Genomic DNA, 17,206 nt, shown 5'->3' on the forward strand with positions numbered 1-17,206 from the left:
TTTATCTCTTTTCTTCTTGGCGCGTTTGTCAAACTGGCGGGTGCCGACCCGTCACTGCGCTTCCTGCTCCTGCAGCGCGCGCCACATCACCTTGCCGCTGCCGCTCTTAGGCAACGCCGGCACAAACTGCACGATGCGCGGCATTTTGTAGACGGCCATGTTCTCGCGGCACCAGTCGATGATCTGCTGCTCGGTCGTGTCCTTGTGGGTAGCGCGCAGCACCACCACCGCCTTGACTGTCTCGCCCCGGTAGCTGTCCTTGGCCGCGATGATGCAGGCCTCCTGGATCGCAGGGTGGCGGAACATCAACGCCTCGACCTCGGCCGGCCACACCTTGAAGCCGCTGGCATTGATCATGCGTTTGAGCCGGTCGGTCAGGAAGAAGTAACCGTCCTCGTCCATGCGCCCCAGGTCGCCCGAGCGGAAGAACCGTTTGCCCTCGAACTCGATGAAGGCTGACGCCGTGGCATCGGGCCGCTTCCAGTAGCCCTCGAACACCTCGGGGCCATGGATGATGATCTCGCCCTGCTCGCCCACGGGCAGCTCCTGCAGCGTGTCGGGGTCGATCACCCGCGCATCGGTGCTCATGAACGGAATGCCCAGGCACTGCTGCTTGGGGTGGTCCGGCGGGTTAGCGTGCGACGGCGCCGCCGTTTCGGTCAGGCCATAGCCCTCGGCATACCGCAGGCCATATTGCTCCAGAAGGCGCTGCGCCACGGCCTGCGGCATGGCAGCCCCCCCGCCACCGATATAGGCCAGGCTGGAGAGGTCATAACTGGCAAAGTTCGGGCTGCCCAGCAGGTCGATGACCATGGTGGGAATGTTGGTCCAGGTGGTGACCTGGTAGCGCGATATCAGGCGCCCGGCCAGGTCGCGGTCCCAGCGAGGCATGATGACAAGTGTGGCGCCGCAGTAAATCGACGTGTGCATCACGCTCACCATGCCGGTGATATGGAACATGGGGACCACCGCCAGCGTCACATTGTCGGCAGACCCATTGCCCCACAGGCTGGCGGCCACCGTGTTGTGCATGATGCTTTTGTGCAGGTGCATGCAACCTTTGGGCAGCCCCGTGGTGCCACTGGTGTAGGGCAACAGCGCCAGGTCGGCCGGGCCTACCAACAAAGCGGGGGGCGCATCAGTACAAGCCAGGGCATCTGCCCAGGCGTGGGCTTGCCCACCCTCCAGTGCCGGCAAGGGGTGGCGCGTGCCCAGCCAGTCCATCCACGCCTCGGGCGGCGCATCCATGCCGGTCACGGCCACGTCAAACGCATCCGAGAACTGCGTGACCACCAGATGCGCCAGCCGCTCGCCAGGGGCCAACGCATTGCTGGCCTTGGCCATCTCCGGGGCCAGATCACCGGTGGTGATCGCCACCTTCGTGTCGGGATCGGTGATGTAGTGCTTGAGCTCTTCGGCCCGGTTCATCGGATTGACCGGCACCACCACCGCATTGGCCCGCAGGATGGCGAAATGCGCCATCACCAGCTGCGGGCAGTTCTGCATGCACAGCACCACCCGGTCACCACGCTGCACCCCCAGTTGCGCCAGCCGCGCAGCCAGGCGCTCCGCGCCTTCCATCAGTTGCCGGTAGCTGACCGTGGTGCCGAAAAACACCAGCGCCGCCTTGTCAGGGTAGCGGCGTGCATTGGTGGCCAGGTTGTCCCACAGCGAGGTGGCAGGCAGCGTGATGGCGTGTGGAAGGCGGCGGGGCCAGAACTTGTAGTGAGGGCGCATTGGGCAGACAGACTCCTTGTGCCCTCCAGCCTAGATGCCCCGCCCTGCTCGGGCAATGGGGATGCCCCGCGCCCGCGTCACCAAAGTGACCCCAGGCCCCAATGATCATGCCCGCCGCGGCACTATCCGGTGATCGTCTTGACCTCTCCAGCGGGCAGGATACGGGCCTCGATCACTGAAAACGAGCCCCCGCCAGAAGCACGTGCCGAACCGAGAAGCCGGCGGCTAACAGCAGGCTGTGAAAATCCGTCGCCGTGCGCACGCTGCCCATCAGGTCCGACCAGACTCCCCAGGCTTGCTGCGACCACCACTGCGCATGCGAACTCAGTCCCAGTGCGGCATCGCGGCGCAGCAGATCGCCGGTTGTGGTCAGTCTGCACTGCCCGTGGCCGTCAAGACCCAGCACGCCCAGCGCGGCGAGGCCGCGCAACAACCGATGCAATGCGTCTGCATCGCAGTCACAGACCTGGGCCAGATTGACCACCTGCGTCACGCCCGAGGCCACATGGTCCGCCAGACCCAATCTGGCCGCCACGCCGATCGCATGTGTCGCCCAGCTACCTCCAATCAGCTCCAACAGCTGGTGCGCAGCGGCGCGCTGCTCGGCAGTTGCCAATGTCTGCATGGTCGCGGCACACTCCTTCGGAATGGACAAGCTCAAAGCCATTCAGTATTTCCTCGCCGCCACGCAGGCCGGCAGCCTGTCGGCTGCTGCGCGCCAGCAGAATGTGAGTTTGCAAGCCGTGGCCAAGCTGGTGGGAGCGCTCGAAGCACAGCTCGGCACCAAGCTGTTCCAGCGTGGGAGTCGCGGGCTCGCGCTGACCGCCGACGGTGTGCAGTACGCCGAGGCCTGCGCGCCGTTGCTGGCGCAATTGCAGGCTGCCGATGACGGGCTGCGTCAGGCCCGGCAGCGCCCGCAGGGCACGCTGGTGATCGGCGGTACGCCTTTCTTCCTGCAGCACTTTGTGGTGCCGGCACTGCCGGCCTTTCATGCCAACCATCCAGACCTGACGATCGACCTGCGCACCGTCGTCCATCTGGAAGAAGCCGCCGCGCGCGAATGCGATCTCCTTGCACTGCATGGATGGTTCGAGGCCGGCGACTGGGTTCGAAGAGAGTTGCCGGTAATGCCCCAGGTCACGGCAGCCACTTCCGCATACTGGAAGCGCTACGGCATGCCGCGTCACCCGAGTGACTTGGCCGACCACAATTGCCTCTGCTACCGCAACCCCTACGGCAAGCTGCTGGACCTTTGGCGATATGGCCAGACTGGCAAACAGGGCCACGTTGTCGAGCAGGTGGTTGTGCGGGGTTGGCTGCATTCGAACCATCGTGACCACCTGCTTGAACTGGCTTTGGGGGGCGCAGGGGTGATGCGGATTGCACATGTCTCAGGGCACGTTGATCCAACCCGTGGGTTGCTGGTGCCGGTGCTGCTGGACTGGGAAGTGCTGGACCCACCGCCGCTGGCCCTCTATTTCCGCCCCGAACTGCGCAGAACCTTGCGCTTGCGTGTCTTTGCAGATTTTGTTGCGGCCCGCTGCGCCGATCTGGCGCAACACACAACGGCCCTGGGACAGTCGAGCGTTGACAGCAGGCCCGCATGGCACCATGGCAGCAGTCGGCGCGCATCGAGCTGGCTGACCCATCGCTGAACACCTTCACGCAATCAATCGATGCTGGCGCCAGTCTCCCGGACGTACTGAACATATTGGGCCTCCGCTTGCAACATCAGTTCGCGGGTCTCGGACGGCGCGCGTGCAGATCCAAAAATCATCAGCTGCTCCATTTCCTGCCTGAAGTCGCTCGTCTGAACGGCTTGGCGCACAGCAGCGGACAGGCGTTCAACGATTTCCGAAGACAGTTTGGGAGGTCCCAGCAGGAAGTGCGCCGTGATCAGCGGGCCCGCCGAGACCCCGGACTCGGCCAATGTAGGTACCGCCGGCAGCGAGGCGATGCGTTCGGCCATGCTGCAGCCGAGCATCGTCAGACGTCCTGACCGGACATGGGGCATGCTCGCCCCCAGCGGCAAAACGGCCGCCTGCACGCGCCCCTCCAGCAGGTCCGGCATCATCTGCGGAGCGCCCTTGTAAGGCACACGCTCCAGCTTGAAGCCCAGCGCGCCAGTGATCTGGCCCGCCACCATGTCCTCCGAGACGTTGTTAGATCCACGCATCAGCGGTTGCGCGCTGGCTTTTGCGTAGGCCGCAAACTCGGTCAGCGTCTTGGCTGGCAAGCTGCCGGGCACAACCAGGCATTGCGTGTTGCCACCGAGGGTCGATATCGGCGAGAACTCCATGAGGGACTTGTAGGGTGCCGCCTTGCTCAAGTGCGGCAGGCCCGCGTTGGAGGCCAGGGCAAAGAGCAAGGTGTAGCCGTCCGGAGCAGCCCCCAGAACCGCACCCGCGCCGATCCCGGTGTTGCCTCCAGGGCGGTTCTCCACCAGTACCTGCTGGCCGAGCCCCGCACTCAAACCCTTGGCCAGCGCACGCGCCGCGGCATCGCTCGGACCACCAGCGATGATCGGAACGATCAGCCGAATGGGCTTGTTCGGATAGGTGGTCTGTGCCCCGGCCGAAGCCGTCAGTATCGTCAGCACGCCCACCACAATGCCTGTCTTCAGTCGGTTCATTGCATGCCCCCAAACAGAGTCAATGGAGCGCAGTATGGACGGCAGAAGCCACGCAAGGAAGACGGTTGACGTTGTGGCTGGCCTGAACTTCTGGTTCAGCCTGCGTCTTGAACAAAACTGCGATACCAGCGCCTCAATGCCGCACGCCGAGGGCGGCAACTACCAGCCGCCAAGATGCCGAAGTGCGGCGGTGGGGTTACCGCAGACAACTGGCACTACCTTGCAGCCGCTCGCCCCGTAGCAGCACACACACTCCTTAAGCAGGCGCCGGTCGTGATCGGTTCACTGAGCCAACGTTCTCCCACCCCGGGCCGAGACGAAGGCTTCTTTTCTCCATCTCAGCTCTGAATCTGCGCCCACAGCTTGTCCAGCCGCTTCACGCTGACCGGCTGGGGCGTGCGCAGCTCCTGCGCAAAGAAGCTCACGCGCAGTTCCTCCAGCAGCCAGCGCAGCTCTTGCATGCGGGCATCCACTGCGCCCTTGCGCTCGGCGACCAGACGCCAGTAGCGCTGCTCTTGCGGGCGAAGCTCGGCCAGCTTGGCGGCGTCGCGGGCGGGGTCGGCGCGGTATTTGTCCAGGCGCAGGGTGATGGCCTTGAGGTAGCGGGCGTAGTGCGCCAGTTGCGCCCAGGGGGCCACAGCGATGAAGTTCTTGGGCACCAGGCGTTGTAGCTGCTGCAGGGCGTCCGCTGTAGCGTCGGGCGCGTTCTTCGTATCTTTGATCTTGCGGGCGGCGGCCGCGTATTCGGTGAGGATGGTGGCGGCCAGGCGCGCGACCTCGTTGGCGATCAGCGTGAGGCGGCCCCGGCCTTCTTCCACGCGGCGCTTGAAGGCGTATTCGTCGGTGGGCAGCGGGTCGAGCAAGAAGGCGCGATCCAGCGCCACGTCGATGATCTGGGTGCGCAGCTCTTCCTGCGTGCCGAGCGGCATATAGGCCACCGCCATCTTCTGCAGGTCGGGGATGTTCTTTTCGAGGTACTTGAGAGCGTCCTTGATCTGCAGCGCAAACAGGCGGCGCAGGCCCGCGCGGTGCTTGGCGGCGGCCACCTCGGGTTCGTCGAAGACTTCGATGGTCACGGCGTCGCCGCCATCGATGAGGGCCGGAAAGCCGATCAGCGTCTGGCCGGCCTTCCTGATCTCCATGAGTTCGGGCAGCTCGCCGAATGTCCAGGTGGTGTAGCGCTGGCCTGCAGGGGTCGATGGTGCAGCGGGTGCGGAAAGCGTCGTGCTGCCTGGCTTGGCCGCTGGGCCTGGCCCGTTAACTCCTGATTTGATAGCGCCCTGGGTATGATTCTCTATCGCTTGCGGCGCTTTTTGCTTCAAATCCGCTGCATCGGCGGCTGTACTGCCCAATTTGAGCCCCGCCAGCGCCTGGAACGCGCCCCGCGCCTTGGCACCCCACTCAGCCTTGAGTGCGCCCAGGTTGCGGCCATGCCCCAGCTGGCGGCCGTGCTCGTCCACCACGCGGAAGTTCATGAACAAATGGGGGCTGAGCATGTCGAGCTTGAAGTCGGCGCGCTTCACGTCGAGCGAGGTTTCGTCGCGCACCTGCTTGAGCAGCACCTCGGTCAGGCTGCCCGTGCCAAAGCGCTCGGGTGCGCCCAGCAGCTCGGCCAGGCGCGTGGCGCTGTCGGGCAGCGGCACAAAGCGGCTGCGCGGGCGCTGGGGCAGGCTTTTGAGCAGGGCTTGGATCTTGTCTTTGAGCATGCCGGGCACCAGCCACTCGCAGCGCTCGTCGCTCACCTGGTTAAGCACAAAGAGCGGGATGGTCACGGTGATGCCGTCACGCGCATCGCCGGGCTCGTGCAGGTAGCTGGCAGCGCAGTCCACGCCGCCCAGGCGCACCGTCTTGGGAAAGGCGTTGGTGGTGATACCCGCCGCCTCGTGGCGCATCAGCTCTTCGCGGGTGAGCTTGAGCAGATCGGGCCGCGCAGACGGGGAGGCAACCTGGCGTTTGCGGGACTCCTCGCGATACCAGGCTTCAAAGCTATGGCCGCTGCACACCTCGGGCGGCAGTTGCTGGTCGTAGAAGGCGTAGATGAGTTCGTCGTCCACCAGCACGTCCTGGCGGCGGGACTTGTGCTCCAGCTCTTCCACCTTGGCGATCATCTTCTGGTTGGCAGCCAGGAAGGGCAGGCGCGTCTCCCAGTTACCGCCCACCAGGGCTTCGCGGATGAACACCTCGCGCGCAGCGTGCGGGTCCACCTTGCCAAAGTTCACGCGGCGGTTGTTGTAGACCACGATGCCGTAGAGCGTGGCGCGCTCCAGCGCCACCACCTCGGCGGACTTCTTCTCCCAGTGCGGATCCAGCAGCTGCTTTTTGAGCAAATGGCCGCCGATCTGCTCCAGCCACTGCGGCTCGATGGCGGCGATGCCCCGGCCAAACAGGCGCGTGGTCTCCACCAGTTCCGACGCGATGATCCAGCGGCCGGGCTTTTTGTTCAGGTGCGCGCCAGGGTGCTTGTAGAACTTGATGCCACGCGCGCCCAGGTACCAGTCTTCCTCGTCACTCTTGCAGCCTACGTTGCCCAGCAGCCCGGCCAGCATGGACAGGTGCAGCTGCTCGTAGCTCGCGGGTTGCGTGTTGATCTGCCACTTGTGCTCGGTCACCACCGTGAGCAGCTGGGTGTGGATGTCGCGCCACTCGCGCAGGCGGCGGATGCTGATGAAGTTCTGGCGCAGCAGCTGCTCGTACTGGCGGTTGCTGAGCTTGTGGGTGGCGGCTGGGGCCACAGCGGCGCTTGCGGGTGCAGGTGCAGGAGGCGCTGCCGCTGGGCTGCCCCCGCCGCCGCGCTGCGCCACCGGCAGGTACGCCTGCGAAGGCGCCTTCTGCGCGGCCATGGCCTTTTGGGCGCGGGCCGACGGCAGGCTGGGCGCCCCGCCCCGGGCCTCGTTGATCCACTTCCACAGCTTCAGATACCCGCTGAACTCGCTCTTGTCGTCGTCGAACTTGGCGTGCGCCTGGTCAGCCTGCTGTTGTGCCTCCATGGGGCGGTCGCGCACGTCCTGCACGCTCAGAGCGCTGGCGATGATGAGCACCTCGTCCAGCGCCTTGCGGTCGCGCGCCTCGATGATCATGCGGCCCACGCGCGGGTCCAGCGGCAGGCGCGACAGCTCCACACCCATGGGGGTGAGTTCGTTCTCATCGTCCACCGCACCCAGCTCGGCCAGCAGCTGGTAGCCGTCGGCAATCGCGCGGCCCGAAGGCGCCTCGATGAACGGGAACTGCGTGACATCGCCCAGGTGCAGCGACTTCATGCGCAGGATGACGCCCGCGAGCGAGCTGCGCAAAATTTCGGGGTCGGTAAAGCGCGGGCGGCTGTTGAAGTCCGCCTCGTCGTACAGGCGGATGCAGATGCCGTTGGCCACGCGCCCGCAGCGGCCCGCGCGCTGGTTGGCCGCGGCCTGGCTGATGGGCTCCACCAGCAGTTGCTCCACCTTGCTCCGGAATGAATAGCGCTTGACGCGCGCTGTGCCTGCGTCGATCACGTAGCGGATACCCGGCACCGTGAGCGAGGTCTCGGCCACGTTGGTCGCCAGCACGATGCGGCGGCCGGTGTGGCCGTCAAAGATGCGGTCCTGCTCGGCCTGACTGAGGCGCGCGAACAGCGGCAGCACCTCGGCATTGCGCATCACGGGCTGGTGCGAGAGGTGCTTGCGCAGGTGGTCGGCAGCCTCGCGGATCTCGCGTTCACCGGGCAAAAAGACCAGGATGTCGCCCGCCGCATTCCCCTGCCACAGCTCGTCCACGCCATCGGCAATGGCCTCGTTCAGACCGTAGTCGCGGCTCTCTTCAAACGGGCGGTAGCGCTGCTCCACCGGAAAGGTGCGGCCCGACACCATGATGACCGGGGCCGGACCCTTGGCGCTTTCAAAGTGCTTGGCAAACCGGTCCGCATCAATCGTGGCCGAAGTGACGATGACCTTCAGGTCCGGCCGGCGCGGCAGGATCTGGCGGATGTAGCCCAGCAGAAAGTCGATGTTGAGGCTGCGCTCGTGCGCCTCGTCGATGATGATGGTGTCGTAGGCCTTGAGCAGCGGGTCGGTCTGCGTCTCGGCCAGCAAGATGCCGTCGGTCATGAGCTTGACGGACGCATCGCGCGAGAGACGGTCCTGGAACCGCACCTTGAAGCCCACCACGTCGCCCAGCGGCGTGTTCAGCTCTTCGGCAATGCGCTTGGCCACGCTGCTGGCCGCAATGCGGCGTGGCTGGGTGTGGCCAATCAGCTGCCCTTTCTGTCCCGGCTTGGCATTGCACTTGCCACGGCCCAGCGCCAGCGCAATCTTGGGCAGCTGGGTGGTCTTGCCCGACCCCGTTTCACCGCACACGATGATCACTTGGTGCTTGTTGATGGCCTCCATGATCTCGTCGCGCTTGCCCGACACCGGCAACGACTCGGGGAACGTGATGCGCAGCGGCGCTGGCGGCGCGGCGGGTGCAGATACGGGTGCTGGAGCAGGAACGCGGGACAACGCAGGCAAACGCGGATCAGAAGAGGACATAGGCCCGCATTATCGATAGCAGCACCCTGCCCCCTGCGCTGCATCTGTGCTTTTGGTACGACATTTCGCCGCGTTTTCAGCGCTTTTCGTTGCCAAAGCCCGCCAGCGCCGCCAAAATCGTGCCCATTCTTCGCAAGCCCCTGTTCAGCGCCACCCTCGGCGCACGGCCCGAACGAACCCCTGGAGGTCCCCGACATGTCTGCCCTTTACGCCGCACCCGTCTGACCACAGTCCACCGCCCCGGCTGGACTGTGCACACACAGTTCAGCCATGGCAAATGCACCCGCGCACTCTTTCACGCGCTCCGCAAGCCCTGGCTCCATCGCCGGGGTTTTTTGTTTGTGGAGTACGTGCACACCATGAGTGCCAAAAAACTGTCTCGGGCCTTCGCCCAGGGTGAAATCAAGAAGCTGCGTCGCATGAAGCAGCCCCTGGTGCTGAAGCTCGAAGCATCGGGCCCGCCCCGAAACCCTGTGGCCGCAGCGCTGGCCCAACGCAGCCTGTCCAGCGCGGCAGGCAAGCACATCCGAACCCGTGGGGCCCAGCGCCGTGCGGACAACGTCGCCCTGCGCAAGGCGATCCAGAACCCCTTTTTGAACGATTGACATGAATCCCTTCAATAACCCACTGCCGCCACACCAGCGGCATCCCACTCCGCATCCGGCGCTGGCCGGTGCGCCAACGCTGGCAGCGCATCCATCCCCGGTGCAGTCAGCGCACCCTGTGCGTGCCCAGGCCACCGCGCCCCTCACACCGGTTGCCAGCAGCGCAGAGCTGGCCCAGCGCCAGCAGGCTTTGGCCCACGCGGCGTTGCAACTGAAAGCCGAGCTGTTCGGCATCGACGATGTGATCGACCGCGTGATCAATGCCATCCGCGCCTGGTACGTGCTGCCGCAGCTCATCACCCGGCCGGTCATCGTCTGCCTGTGGGGCCTGACCGGCACGGGCAAGACGCAGCTCACGCGGCGGCTGGCCCAGCTGCTGGGCTTTTACGACCGGTTTGTGGAAGTGCAGATGGACGGCTTCAGCCACGGTGCGAGCTACCGCAGCTCGTCCATCTCGGGCATGCTGGGCGACTCGGGCATTCACGAAGGCATGCCGGGCATCCTGGTGCTGGACGAGTTCCAGCGCTTTCGCACGGTAGACACCAAGGGCGCCGACGTGAAGGTGGAGCGCTACCAGGACGTGTGGACACTGCTGTCCGACGGGCGCCTGCCACCCGCGTTGAGCGCGCTGTCCAACATCGAGCGCAAGCTGGCCGATGCGCACTACGAGGCTGAGCGCGCCGAAGATGGCGATGACGACCGCGCAGGCAAGAAACCCTACCGCTTTCAGCTGGACGCCTGGGATGCGCAAGAACTCAAGCGCATGCTGAAGCTGCAGGAGCCGCTGTCCGCCATCATGCAGTGGCCGCCCGCCAAGGTGCAGGCGCTGTTTGCCAGCTTTCAGCAGTCCAGCCATGCGTGGGAGACCGACTACAGCAAGCTGCTGGTGTTTGTATGTGGCAACCTCGACGAGATGTACCACGAGACCGCACAACGCGTGGAAGACTGCGACACCGATGCCGACATCTTTCACCGCCTGACGCGCAAGCTCTCGCTCATCGATGTGAAGAAGGCGTTGGGCGAGCGCTTCAAGCCCGAGCAGATCGCGCGGCTGGGCAATGAACATGTGGTCTACCCGTCGTTCAGCAAGGCGACGTATGAGCGCCTCATCCATAACCTGTGCACCCGCTATGTGGACGATATTGCCGCGCAGTGTGGCGTGCGGTTTGCCATCGGGCAGGATGTGCTGAGCGAGCTGTATGCCAACGCCGTGTTCCCTGCGCAGGGCACGCGGCCATTGTTCTCCTCAGTGCACGCGATCCTGAGCGCCAATCTGGTCAACGCCGCGTTGTGGGTGGTGCAAGAGCAGCTTTCGCTGGAGCAGGAGTTCGTCATTCACCTGGCGCCCGACAAGCGCCACCTGCTGGTATCGGGCCAGGGGCCTGCAGGCAGGGTGCAGGCTGCGTTTGCGGTGACGCTGGAGCTGAACCGGCTCAAGCAGCGGGCCAACGCAGACTTTCGGGCCCTGCTGGCGGTGCATGAGGCGGGCCACGGGTTGGCCTACTGCGTGTTGTTCGGCCACGCTCCGCAAGAGGTGAAGATCAACATCGCCTCGTTCGAGGGCGGGTACAACAGCTTCTCCAGCCTCAAGGCCACCACGCGCCAGAACGCGCTGGACATGATGTGCGTAGGCCTGGCAGGCCGCGTGGCGGAGGAACTGGTGTTTGGCGAAATGGCCTGCACCACCGGGGCCGAGCAGGACTTCAAGCAGGTGACGGCCGAGGCGGCGCGCTACATCCGCCACCATGGCTTTGGCGCGCGGCTGGCCCGCACCGATGTCACCGTGGAGATGGACAACCATGTCAACACCGACATCGGCCCGAGCAACAAGGCCATCGAGGCGCTGATGCAGCAGCAATACCAGCGTGCCCAGGCGCTGCTGACCACGCACCATGAGGCACTGGGGCGCACGGTGGACGCCTTGCTGGCACACGGCACCATCGCCCCTGCGGAGATGGTGGCGCTGCTCCAGGGCTGCGGCATTGCGCTGGCGCCCCCCTCAGATGCCGCAGGCACCCTGCCCGAAGAAGGCCTGGTGCTGGAGCCTTTTGGTGCCAAACTCAGCGCGTTTCGCGCGCGCGGGGCGGCATCCGCTGCACCCCAGCTGGCGTAACACCCAGCACGAAGGCGAAGGACCAAGGATCAAAATGGCCAGCGGGTTTTCCGAGTCCGGTGACGGGCTGCACTACGCCGAGCACATCTCGGTGCCGATGCGCCTCTTTGTGGGCACCATTGCGCTGGGCATGTTCCTGATTCCTGTTCCCTTTGTGATGCACGCCACGGCCCGGACGCCGTGGCTGCACCTGCTGTTGGCCGCCGCGTGTGTGGTGGCGGCCTGCGCCATGGGTGCGCTGTTTTTGGCGATTGCTCTGGGGCGGGTGCTGACGCTACATTTCGACCCAGCCAGGCGCCAGGTGCGGCGCACCTCGCGCTGGCCGCTGGTGGGCCGCACTGTGCACATTGCGTTTGATCGCTTTGCACCACCAGAGGTGGTGGAACGCACCTCAGAAGACGGCCCCTACCATGTGCTGCGCCTGACAGTGCGTGGCGAGCGCCCCATGCACCTGGGCGGGTTTGACCGGCGGGAAGATGCCGAACGCTGGCGCAGCCGCATCGCAGCGCTGTTCGTCGGTCACCCTGGCTGAGCGTGCAAATCCCAGCACCCGGTCGCTAAGGACACTTATCATTCGCTCCTCGCGCATTACCACCACTGCCCCAAACACCTTTCTCCATGTCCGCCGTCTTCAATTTCACCTTCGTCCCCTGGTTCCGCTCGGTGGCGCCCTACATCCACAAGTTCCGCAACCAGACGTTTGTGATCGGGCTGACGGGTGAGGCGATTGCGGCCGGCAAGCTGCACAGCATTGCGCAAGACCTGGCACTGATCCAGGCCATGGGCGTGAAGATCGTGCTGGTGCACGGTTTTCGCCCGCAGGTGAACGAGCAGCTGGCGGCCAAGGGGCATGCGGCCAAGTATTCGCATGGCATCCGCATCACTGACTCTGTGGCGCTCGACTGCGCGCAGGAGGCCGCCGGGCAGTTGCGCTACGAGATCGAGGCAGCGTTCAGCCAGGGCCTGCCCAACACGCCGATGGCGGGCGCCACGGTGCGGGTGATCTCGGGCAACTTTCTCACGGCGCGGCCCGTGGGCATTGTGGATGGGGTGGATTTTCAGCACTCGGGCCTGGTGCGCAAGGTGGACGTGGCCGGCATCCAGCGCACGCTGGACATGGGCGCGCTGGTGCTGCTGTCGCCGTTTGGCTTTTCGCCCACGGGGGAGGCCTTCAACCTGAGCATGGAAGAAGTGGCCACGAGCGTGGCCATCGAGCTGCGGGCCGACAAACTCATCTTTTTGACCGAGGTGCAGGGCATCCGCATGTCGCCCACCGAGCCCGAGAGCGACGACAACCCCATCGACACCGAGCTGCCGCTGGCCGCCGCGCAGGCGCTGCTGGCCCAGTTGCCCCCGGCGCAGCAGCCCACCGACACGGGCTTTTACCTTCAGCACTGTGTGAAGGCCTGCAAGGCCGGCGTGGAGCGCAGCCACATCCTGCCGTTTGCGGTGGACGGCTCGCTGCTGCTGGAGGTCTATGTGCACGACGGCATCGGCACCATGGTCATCGACGAAAAGCTCGAAGAGCTGCGCGAGGCCACGATTGACGACGTGGGCGGCATCCTGCAGTTGATCGAGCCCTTCGAGAAGGACGGCACGCTGGTCAAGCGCGACCGCACCGAGATCGAGCGCGACATCGCCACCTACACCATCATCGAACACGACGGCGTGATTTTTGGCTGCGCGGCGCTCTACCCCTACCCCGAAGCCAAGACGGCCGAGATGGCTGCGGTGACGGTATCGCCGCAAAGCCAGGGCACGGGCGACGGCGAAAAGCTGCTCAAGCGCATCGAGCAGCGCGCGCGCCTGCTGGGGCTGGACAGCATCTTTGTGCTGACCACCCGCACCATGCACTGGTTCATCAAGCGCGGCTTCTCCCCCGTGGACCCGGACTGGCTGCCCGACGCCCGCAAGCGCAAGTACAACTGGGACCGCAAGAGCCAGGTGCTGGTCAAGAAGCTCTAAGAGCGGGTGAAAGTCTCGCGCGCGGCCGCCACGGCGCGCGCCACCTGCGCAATCGCCGCATCCCGCTGCTCCGGCGACGCCTTGGAGCGCGTGAGGTAACAGGTCACCAGCACCGGCGCGCCGCCGCCCGCGGGCCACAACACGCCAATGTCGTTGGCCGTGCCGCTCTCGCCCGCCGTGCCCGTCTTGTCGCCCACCTTCCAGCCCGGCACACCGGCACGCAGGCGCTTATCGCCCGTGCTGGTCTCCACCAGCCAGCGCTGCAGCCAGGCCCGGGACATGGAGCTGAGCGCGTTGCCCAGCACCAGTTTCTGCATGGTCTGCAGCATGGCCAGCGGCGTGGTGGTGTCACGCGGGTCGCCCACGGCAGCCTCATTCAGCGTGGGCTCGGTGCGGTCCAGCCGCGTGACCTCGTCACCCAGCGAACGCACGAACGCGGTGAACCCGGCCGGGCCGCCATGGCGGGCCAGCAGCACATTGGCAGCGGTGTTGTCGCTCAGGCTGACGGTGGCAGAGCACAGCTCACCCACCGTCAGGCCGCCACCATCGCCCGCGCGCGGGCCGCTGACGGGCGAGTACGCCACCACGTCGGTGGCCGGGTAATGCACGCGCGCATCCAGCCGCTCCTTGCCCTGGTCCACCAGAGCCAGCATCCAGCCGGCCAACACCAGCTTGAAGGTGCTGGCCATGGCAAAACGCTCGTCCTGCCGCCAGCCCAGCGCCAGGCCCGACCCGGTGTCCAGCATGGCCACCCCCAGACGGCCCTGGGCGGCGCGTTCGATGCTGGCGAGGGCATCGTTCCATGCGCTGGCGGTCTGCTCGCGGCGGTCTGAGTTGCTGGCAGCTGCACAACCCCATAAAGGCATGGCCGTGGCGGCCATCAAACCCAAGGAAAACTGTCTTCTTTGCATATCGATTGAAAGCGTAGTGGGGAACAAGGCCCGAACGATACGAGGGTTCAGCCCCCAGCACCATCGACAATAATTGCCAAAAGCCCCAAGAAAAACTTTGACCTTTTGGCAATATGCACCTGCCGCTCAACGCCCTGCGGGCCTTCGAGGCCGCGGCCCGCCACCTGAACCTCACGCGCGCCGCCCAGGAGCTGCACGTGACCCAGACCGCCGTGAGCCAGCACATCCGCAAGCTGGAGGACCGGCTGGGCAAGCCTCTGTTCCGCCGCCTGCCACGCGGCCTGGCGCTGACGGACGAAGGCCAGGCCCTGCTGCCGGTGGTGGTGGAATCGTTTGGCAACCTGCAGCGCGCCCTGGAGAAGCTGGGCGACACCCGCCCGCGCGAGGTGCTGACCGTGGGCGCCGTGGGCACCTTCGCGGTGGGCTGGCTGCTACCCCGGCTGCGCGACTTTCAGCAGACCTGCCCCTTTGTGGACCTGCGCCTGCTCACGCACAACAACCGGGTGGACATGGCGGGCGAAGGGCTGGACTACGCCATCCGCTTTGGCGACGGCGCATGGCACGGCACGCAGGCCGACCGCATCATGGATGCGCCCATGTCCGTGATGTGCTCGCCCGCCTTGGCCCGTGGCCTGCGCACGGTGGCCGACCTGGCGCGCCAGCCCTTGCTGCGCAGCTACCGCACCGACGAGTGGACGGCCTGGTTCGAGGCTGCGGGTGCGCCCTGCCCCGTGGTGCGTGGCGCGGTGTTCGACTCGTCACTGACGCTGGCCGAGGCGGCGGCGCAGGGCGCGGGCATGGCACTGTTGCCAGTGAAGATGTTCGCGCGCGAACTGCAGCAGGGCCGCCTGGCGCAGCCCTTTGCACAAGAGCTGCACCGGGGCGCCTACTGGCTGACCCGCTTGCAATCGCGCACCACCACGGGGGCCATGGCGGCGTTCCGGGACTGGCTGATGTCACAGGCCAGCGTCACAGTGGGTGCCGGGACTGAAGAATTGGGATGATTTTGGCCGGTAGCGCTAGTGGATCATGCGCCAGAAGCTATCAATTACATAGCAAACGTACGCCGTGATGCACGGGGTGCAGCGGTGTCAAAACCCCATCGCCGCCACATCCACCCCGTCCACCTGCCCTGCATCCAGAAACTGCTGGCCATAGCGCAGGTACACCCCTTCGCGCACAAACACCTCGAACAGGTCGGGGTCGATGTGCCCGTTGTCCCGCATCCTGCACATGATGGCCAGCGCCTGCGACAGGGTCATGCCACTCTTGTAGGGCCTGTCTGCGGCCGTCAGCGCCTCAAAGATGTCGGCAATGCCCATCATGCGGGCCTGCAGCGACATCTGCTGGCGCGTGAGGCCACGCGGATAGCCCTTGCCGTCCATGCGTTCGTGGTGGCCCCCAGCGTATTCGGGCACGTTTTGGAGGTGGCGCGGCCAGGGCAGCGTCTCCAGCATCTTGATGGTGGCAACGATGTGGTAGTTGATGGTGTCGCGCTCGGCCTGGTTCAACGTTCCGGACCGGATGGTGAGGTTCTCCACTTCCTCCCCCGTCAAAAAGCTCGTTTGCACACCCTGCGGGTTGCGCCAGTGACGCATGGCGGCAATATCGCGCACACGCTGCTGGTCTTCGGGGCGCATGGCCTCGGTGCCGGTGTTGCTGCGGCGCAGAAACTCGCGGTCTTCCTCCAGCGCATGGATCTCGTGCTGCAGGGCCTGCAGCTCCTGGCCTTCAGCCCGCGCGTCCACCACCGCACGCAGCGCCAGCTGGCGGCGCAGCGCGGCCAGTTCGGCATCGCGCTTGAGCACTTCAAACCGCGTGTCCACCAGGCCGATGCGGTCGTAGATGGTCTGCAGCTTGGTGGCCTTGTCCACCACGTGCACAGGCGTGGTGATCTTGCCGCAGTCGTGCAGCAGGCCCGCCATCTTGAGCTCGTAGCGGTCGCGATCGCTCATCTTGAACGCGGCCAACGGCCCCTCGCGGGTGGCATCCACAGCCTCGGCCAGCATCATCGTGAGGGCGGGCACGCGCTGACAGTGGCCGCCGGTGTAGGGCGATTTTTCGTCGATGGCCAGGTTGATGAGGTTCACGAACGACTCGAACAGGCGTTCGAGCTGCGTGATGAGCAGCCGGTTGGTGAGCGCAATGGCCGCCTGCGAGGCCAGCGACTCGGCCAGGCTCTGGTCGGCCTGCGAGAAGGTGATGACCTCGCCCGTGTCCGGGTCGCGCGCATTGATGAGCTGCAGCACGCCGATGAGTTCGAGGTCGTGGTTCTTCATCGGCACCGTGAGGAACGACTGCGACCGGTAGCCCGTGCGCTGGTCAAACGCGCGTGTGCCCGAAAAATCAAACCCTGCCGCGCTGTAGGCGTCGGCAATGTTCACCGTGCGGTCGTGGATGGCCGCGTGGGCCGCCACCAGCGAATCATTGGGCCCGCCGTCGGCCGTGCGCAACGGTAACAGCGGCAGGTCGATGGGTTTGCCCGTGGTGCCCCCCAGGTTGATGCCCAGCGAGTCGGTTCGCAATATCTCGAACTTGAGCGCCGACTGGTCTTCCGTCACGCTGTAGAGCGTGCCGCCGTCGGCCCCGGTGATGGTCTTGGCGGCCTCCAGGATGTTCTCCAGCAGCCGGTCGATGTCCCGCTCGCGCGAGAGCGCAGCGCCGATGCCATTGAGCTGCTCCAGCCGACGGAACAGATTGAGAGTGGATTCCTTGCTCATGCGACCACCTTGCAAGCAGCG

At 65.5% G+C, this 17,206-nt stretch carries 12 protein-coding genes; 6 read left to right on the forward strand and 6 right to left on the reverse strand.

Annotated elements, in window-relative coordinates:
• Positions 1 to 51 precede the first annotated feature (51 nt).
• On the reverse strand, positions 52 to 1,737 hold the full coding sequence (locus IB236_RS16620; protein WP_192421495.1) for a long-chain fatty acid--CoA ligase: 1,686 nt from the start codon (positions 1,735 to 1,737) through the stop codon (positions 52 to 54).
• A 172-nt stretch (positions 1,738 to 1,909) separates the two neighbouring features.
• Positions 1,910 to 2,404 (reverse strand): hypothetical protein, encoded by a 495-nt coding sequence (locus IB236_RS16625; RefSeq protein WP_225581197.1) that lies wholly within the window; start codon positions 2,402 to 2,404, stop codon positions 1,910 to 1,912.
• Here IB236_RS16625 and IB236_RS16630 point away from each other — a divergent pair.
• Complete coding sequence (locus IB236_RS16630) at positions 2,385 to 3,392, forward strand: LysR family transcriptional regulator (RefSeq protein ID WP_192421497.1); 1,008 nt, start codon at positions 2,385 to 2,387, stop codon at positions 3,390 to 3,392. The genes IB236_RS16625 and IB236_RS16630 overlap by 20 nt on opposite strands.
• A gap of 14 nt (positions 3,393 to 3,406) precedes the next feature.
• Here the strand turns inward: IB236_RS16630 and IB236_RS16635 are convergent, their stop codons facing one another.
• Together IB236_RS16635 and hrpA are read right to left on the reverse strand one after the other, a co-directional pair.
• Positions 3,407 to 4,369, reverse strand: coding sequence for a tripartite tricarboxylate transporter substrate binding protein (locus tag IB236_RS16635; protein ID WP_121943088.1), 963 nt, complete (start codon positions 4,367 to 4,369; stop codon positions 3,407 to 3,409).
• A gap of 338 nt (positions 4,370 to 4,707) precedes the next feature.
• On the reverse strand, positions 4,708 to 8,871 hold the full coding sequence (gene hrpA / locus IB236_RS16640; protein WP_225581198.1) for an ATP-dependent RNA helicase HrpA: 4,164 nt from the start codon (positions 8,869 to 8,871) through the stop codon (positions 4,708 to 4,710).
• A 359-nt stretch (positions 8,872 to 9,230) separates the two neighbouring features.
• Here hrpA and IB236_RS16645 point away from each other — a divergent pair, with 359 nt between their 5' ends.
• The 4 genes from IB236_RS16645 to argA all read left to right on the forward strand — a co-directional run bounded on the left by IB236_RS16645 (position 9,231) and on the right by argA (position 13,554).
• Positions 9,231 to 9,476 (forward strand): hypothetical protein, encoded by a 246-nt coding sequence (locus IB236_RS16645; RefSeq protein WP_015014345.1) that lies wholly within the window; start codon positions 9,231 to 9,233, stop codon positions 9,474 to 9,476.
• A gap of 1 nt (position 9,477) precedes the next feature.
• Positions 9,478 to 11,589, forward strand: coding sequence for an AAA family ATPase (locus tag IB236_RS16650; RefSeq protein WP_225581199.1), 2,112 nt, complete (start codon positions 9,478 to 9,480; stop codon positions 11,587 to 11,589).
• 34 nt (positions 11,590 to 11,623) lie between these two features.
• Positions 11,624 to 12,121 (forward strand): hypothetical protein, encoded by a 498-nt coding sequence (locus tag IB236_RS16655; protein WP_146871077.1) that lies wholly within the window; start codon positions 11,624 to 11,626, stop codon positions 12,119 to 12,121.
• 86 nt (positions 12,122 to 12,207) lie between these two features.
• Positions 12,208 to 13,554, forward strand: a complete 1,347-nt coding sequence (gene argA / locus IB236_RS16660) for an amino-acid N-acetyltransferase (protein ID WP_015014347.1) — start codon at positions 12,208 to 12,210, stop codon at positions 13,552 to 13,554.
• Here argA and bla read toward each other — a convergent pair.
• Complete coding sequence (bla, locus tag IB236_RS16665; RefSeq protein ID WP_304503420.1) at positions 13,551 to 14,465, reverse strand: class A beta-lactamase; 915 nt, start codon at positions 14,463 to 14,465, stop codon at positions 13,551 to 13,553. The two genes, argA and bla, sit on opposite strands and share 4 nt — an antisense overlap.
• A gap of 113 nt (positions 14,466 to 14,578) precedes the next feature.
• Between bla and IB236_RS16670 the strand changes: the two genes are divergently transcribed.
• Positions 14,579 to 15,469, forward strand: coding sequence for a LysR family transcriptional regulator (locus IB236_RS16670; RefSeq protein ID WP_146871080.1), 891 nt, complete (start codon positions 14,579 to 14,581; stop codon positions 15,467 to 15,469).
• An 87-nt stretch (positions 15,470 to 15,556) separates the two neighbouring features.
• Here the strand turns inward: IB236_RS16670 and IB236_RS16675 are convergent, their stop codons facing one another.
• A complete protein-coding gene (locus tag IB236_RS16675; RefSeq protein WP_146871081.1) occupies positions 15,557 to 17,185 on the reverse strand; it encodes an HD family phosphohydrolase in 1,629 nt (542 codons plus the stop codon).
• Positions 17,186 to 17,206: the final 21 nt, after the last annotated feature.

It is taken from the genome of Acidovorax sp. ACV02 (genome assembly GCF_014851475.1).
Lineage (GTDB): Bacteria > Pseudomonadota > Gammaproteobacteria > Burkholderiales > Burkholderiaceae_C > Acidovorax > Acidovorax delafieldii.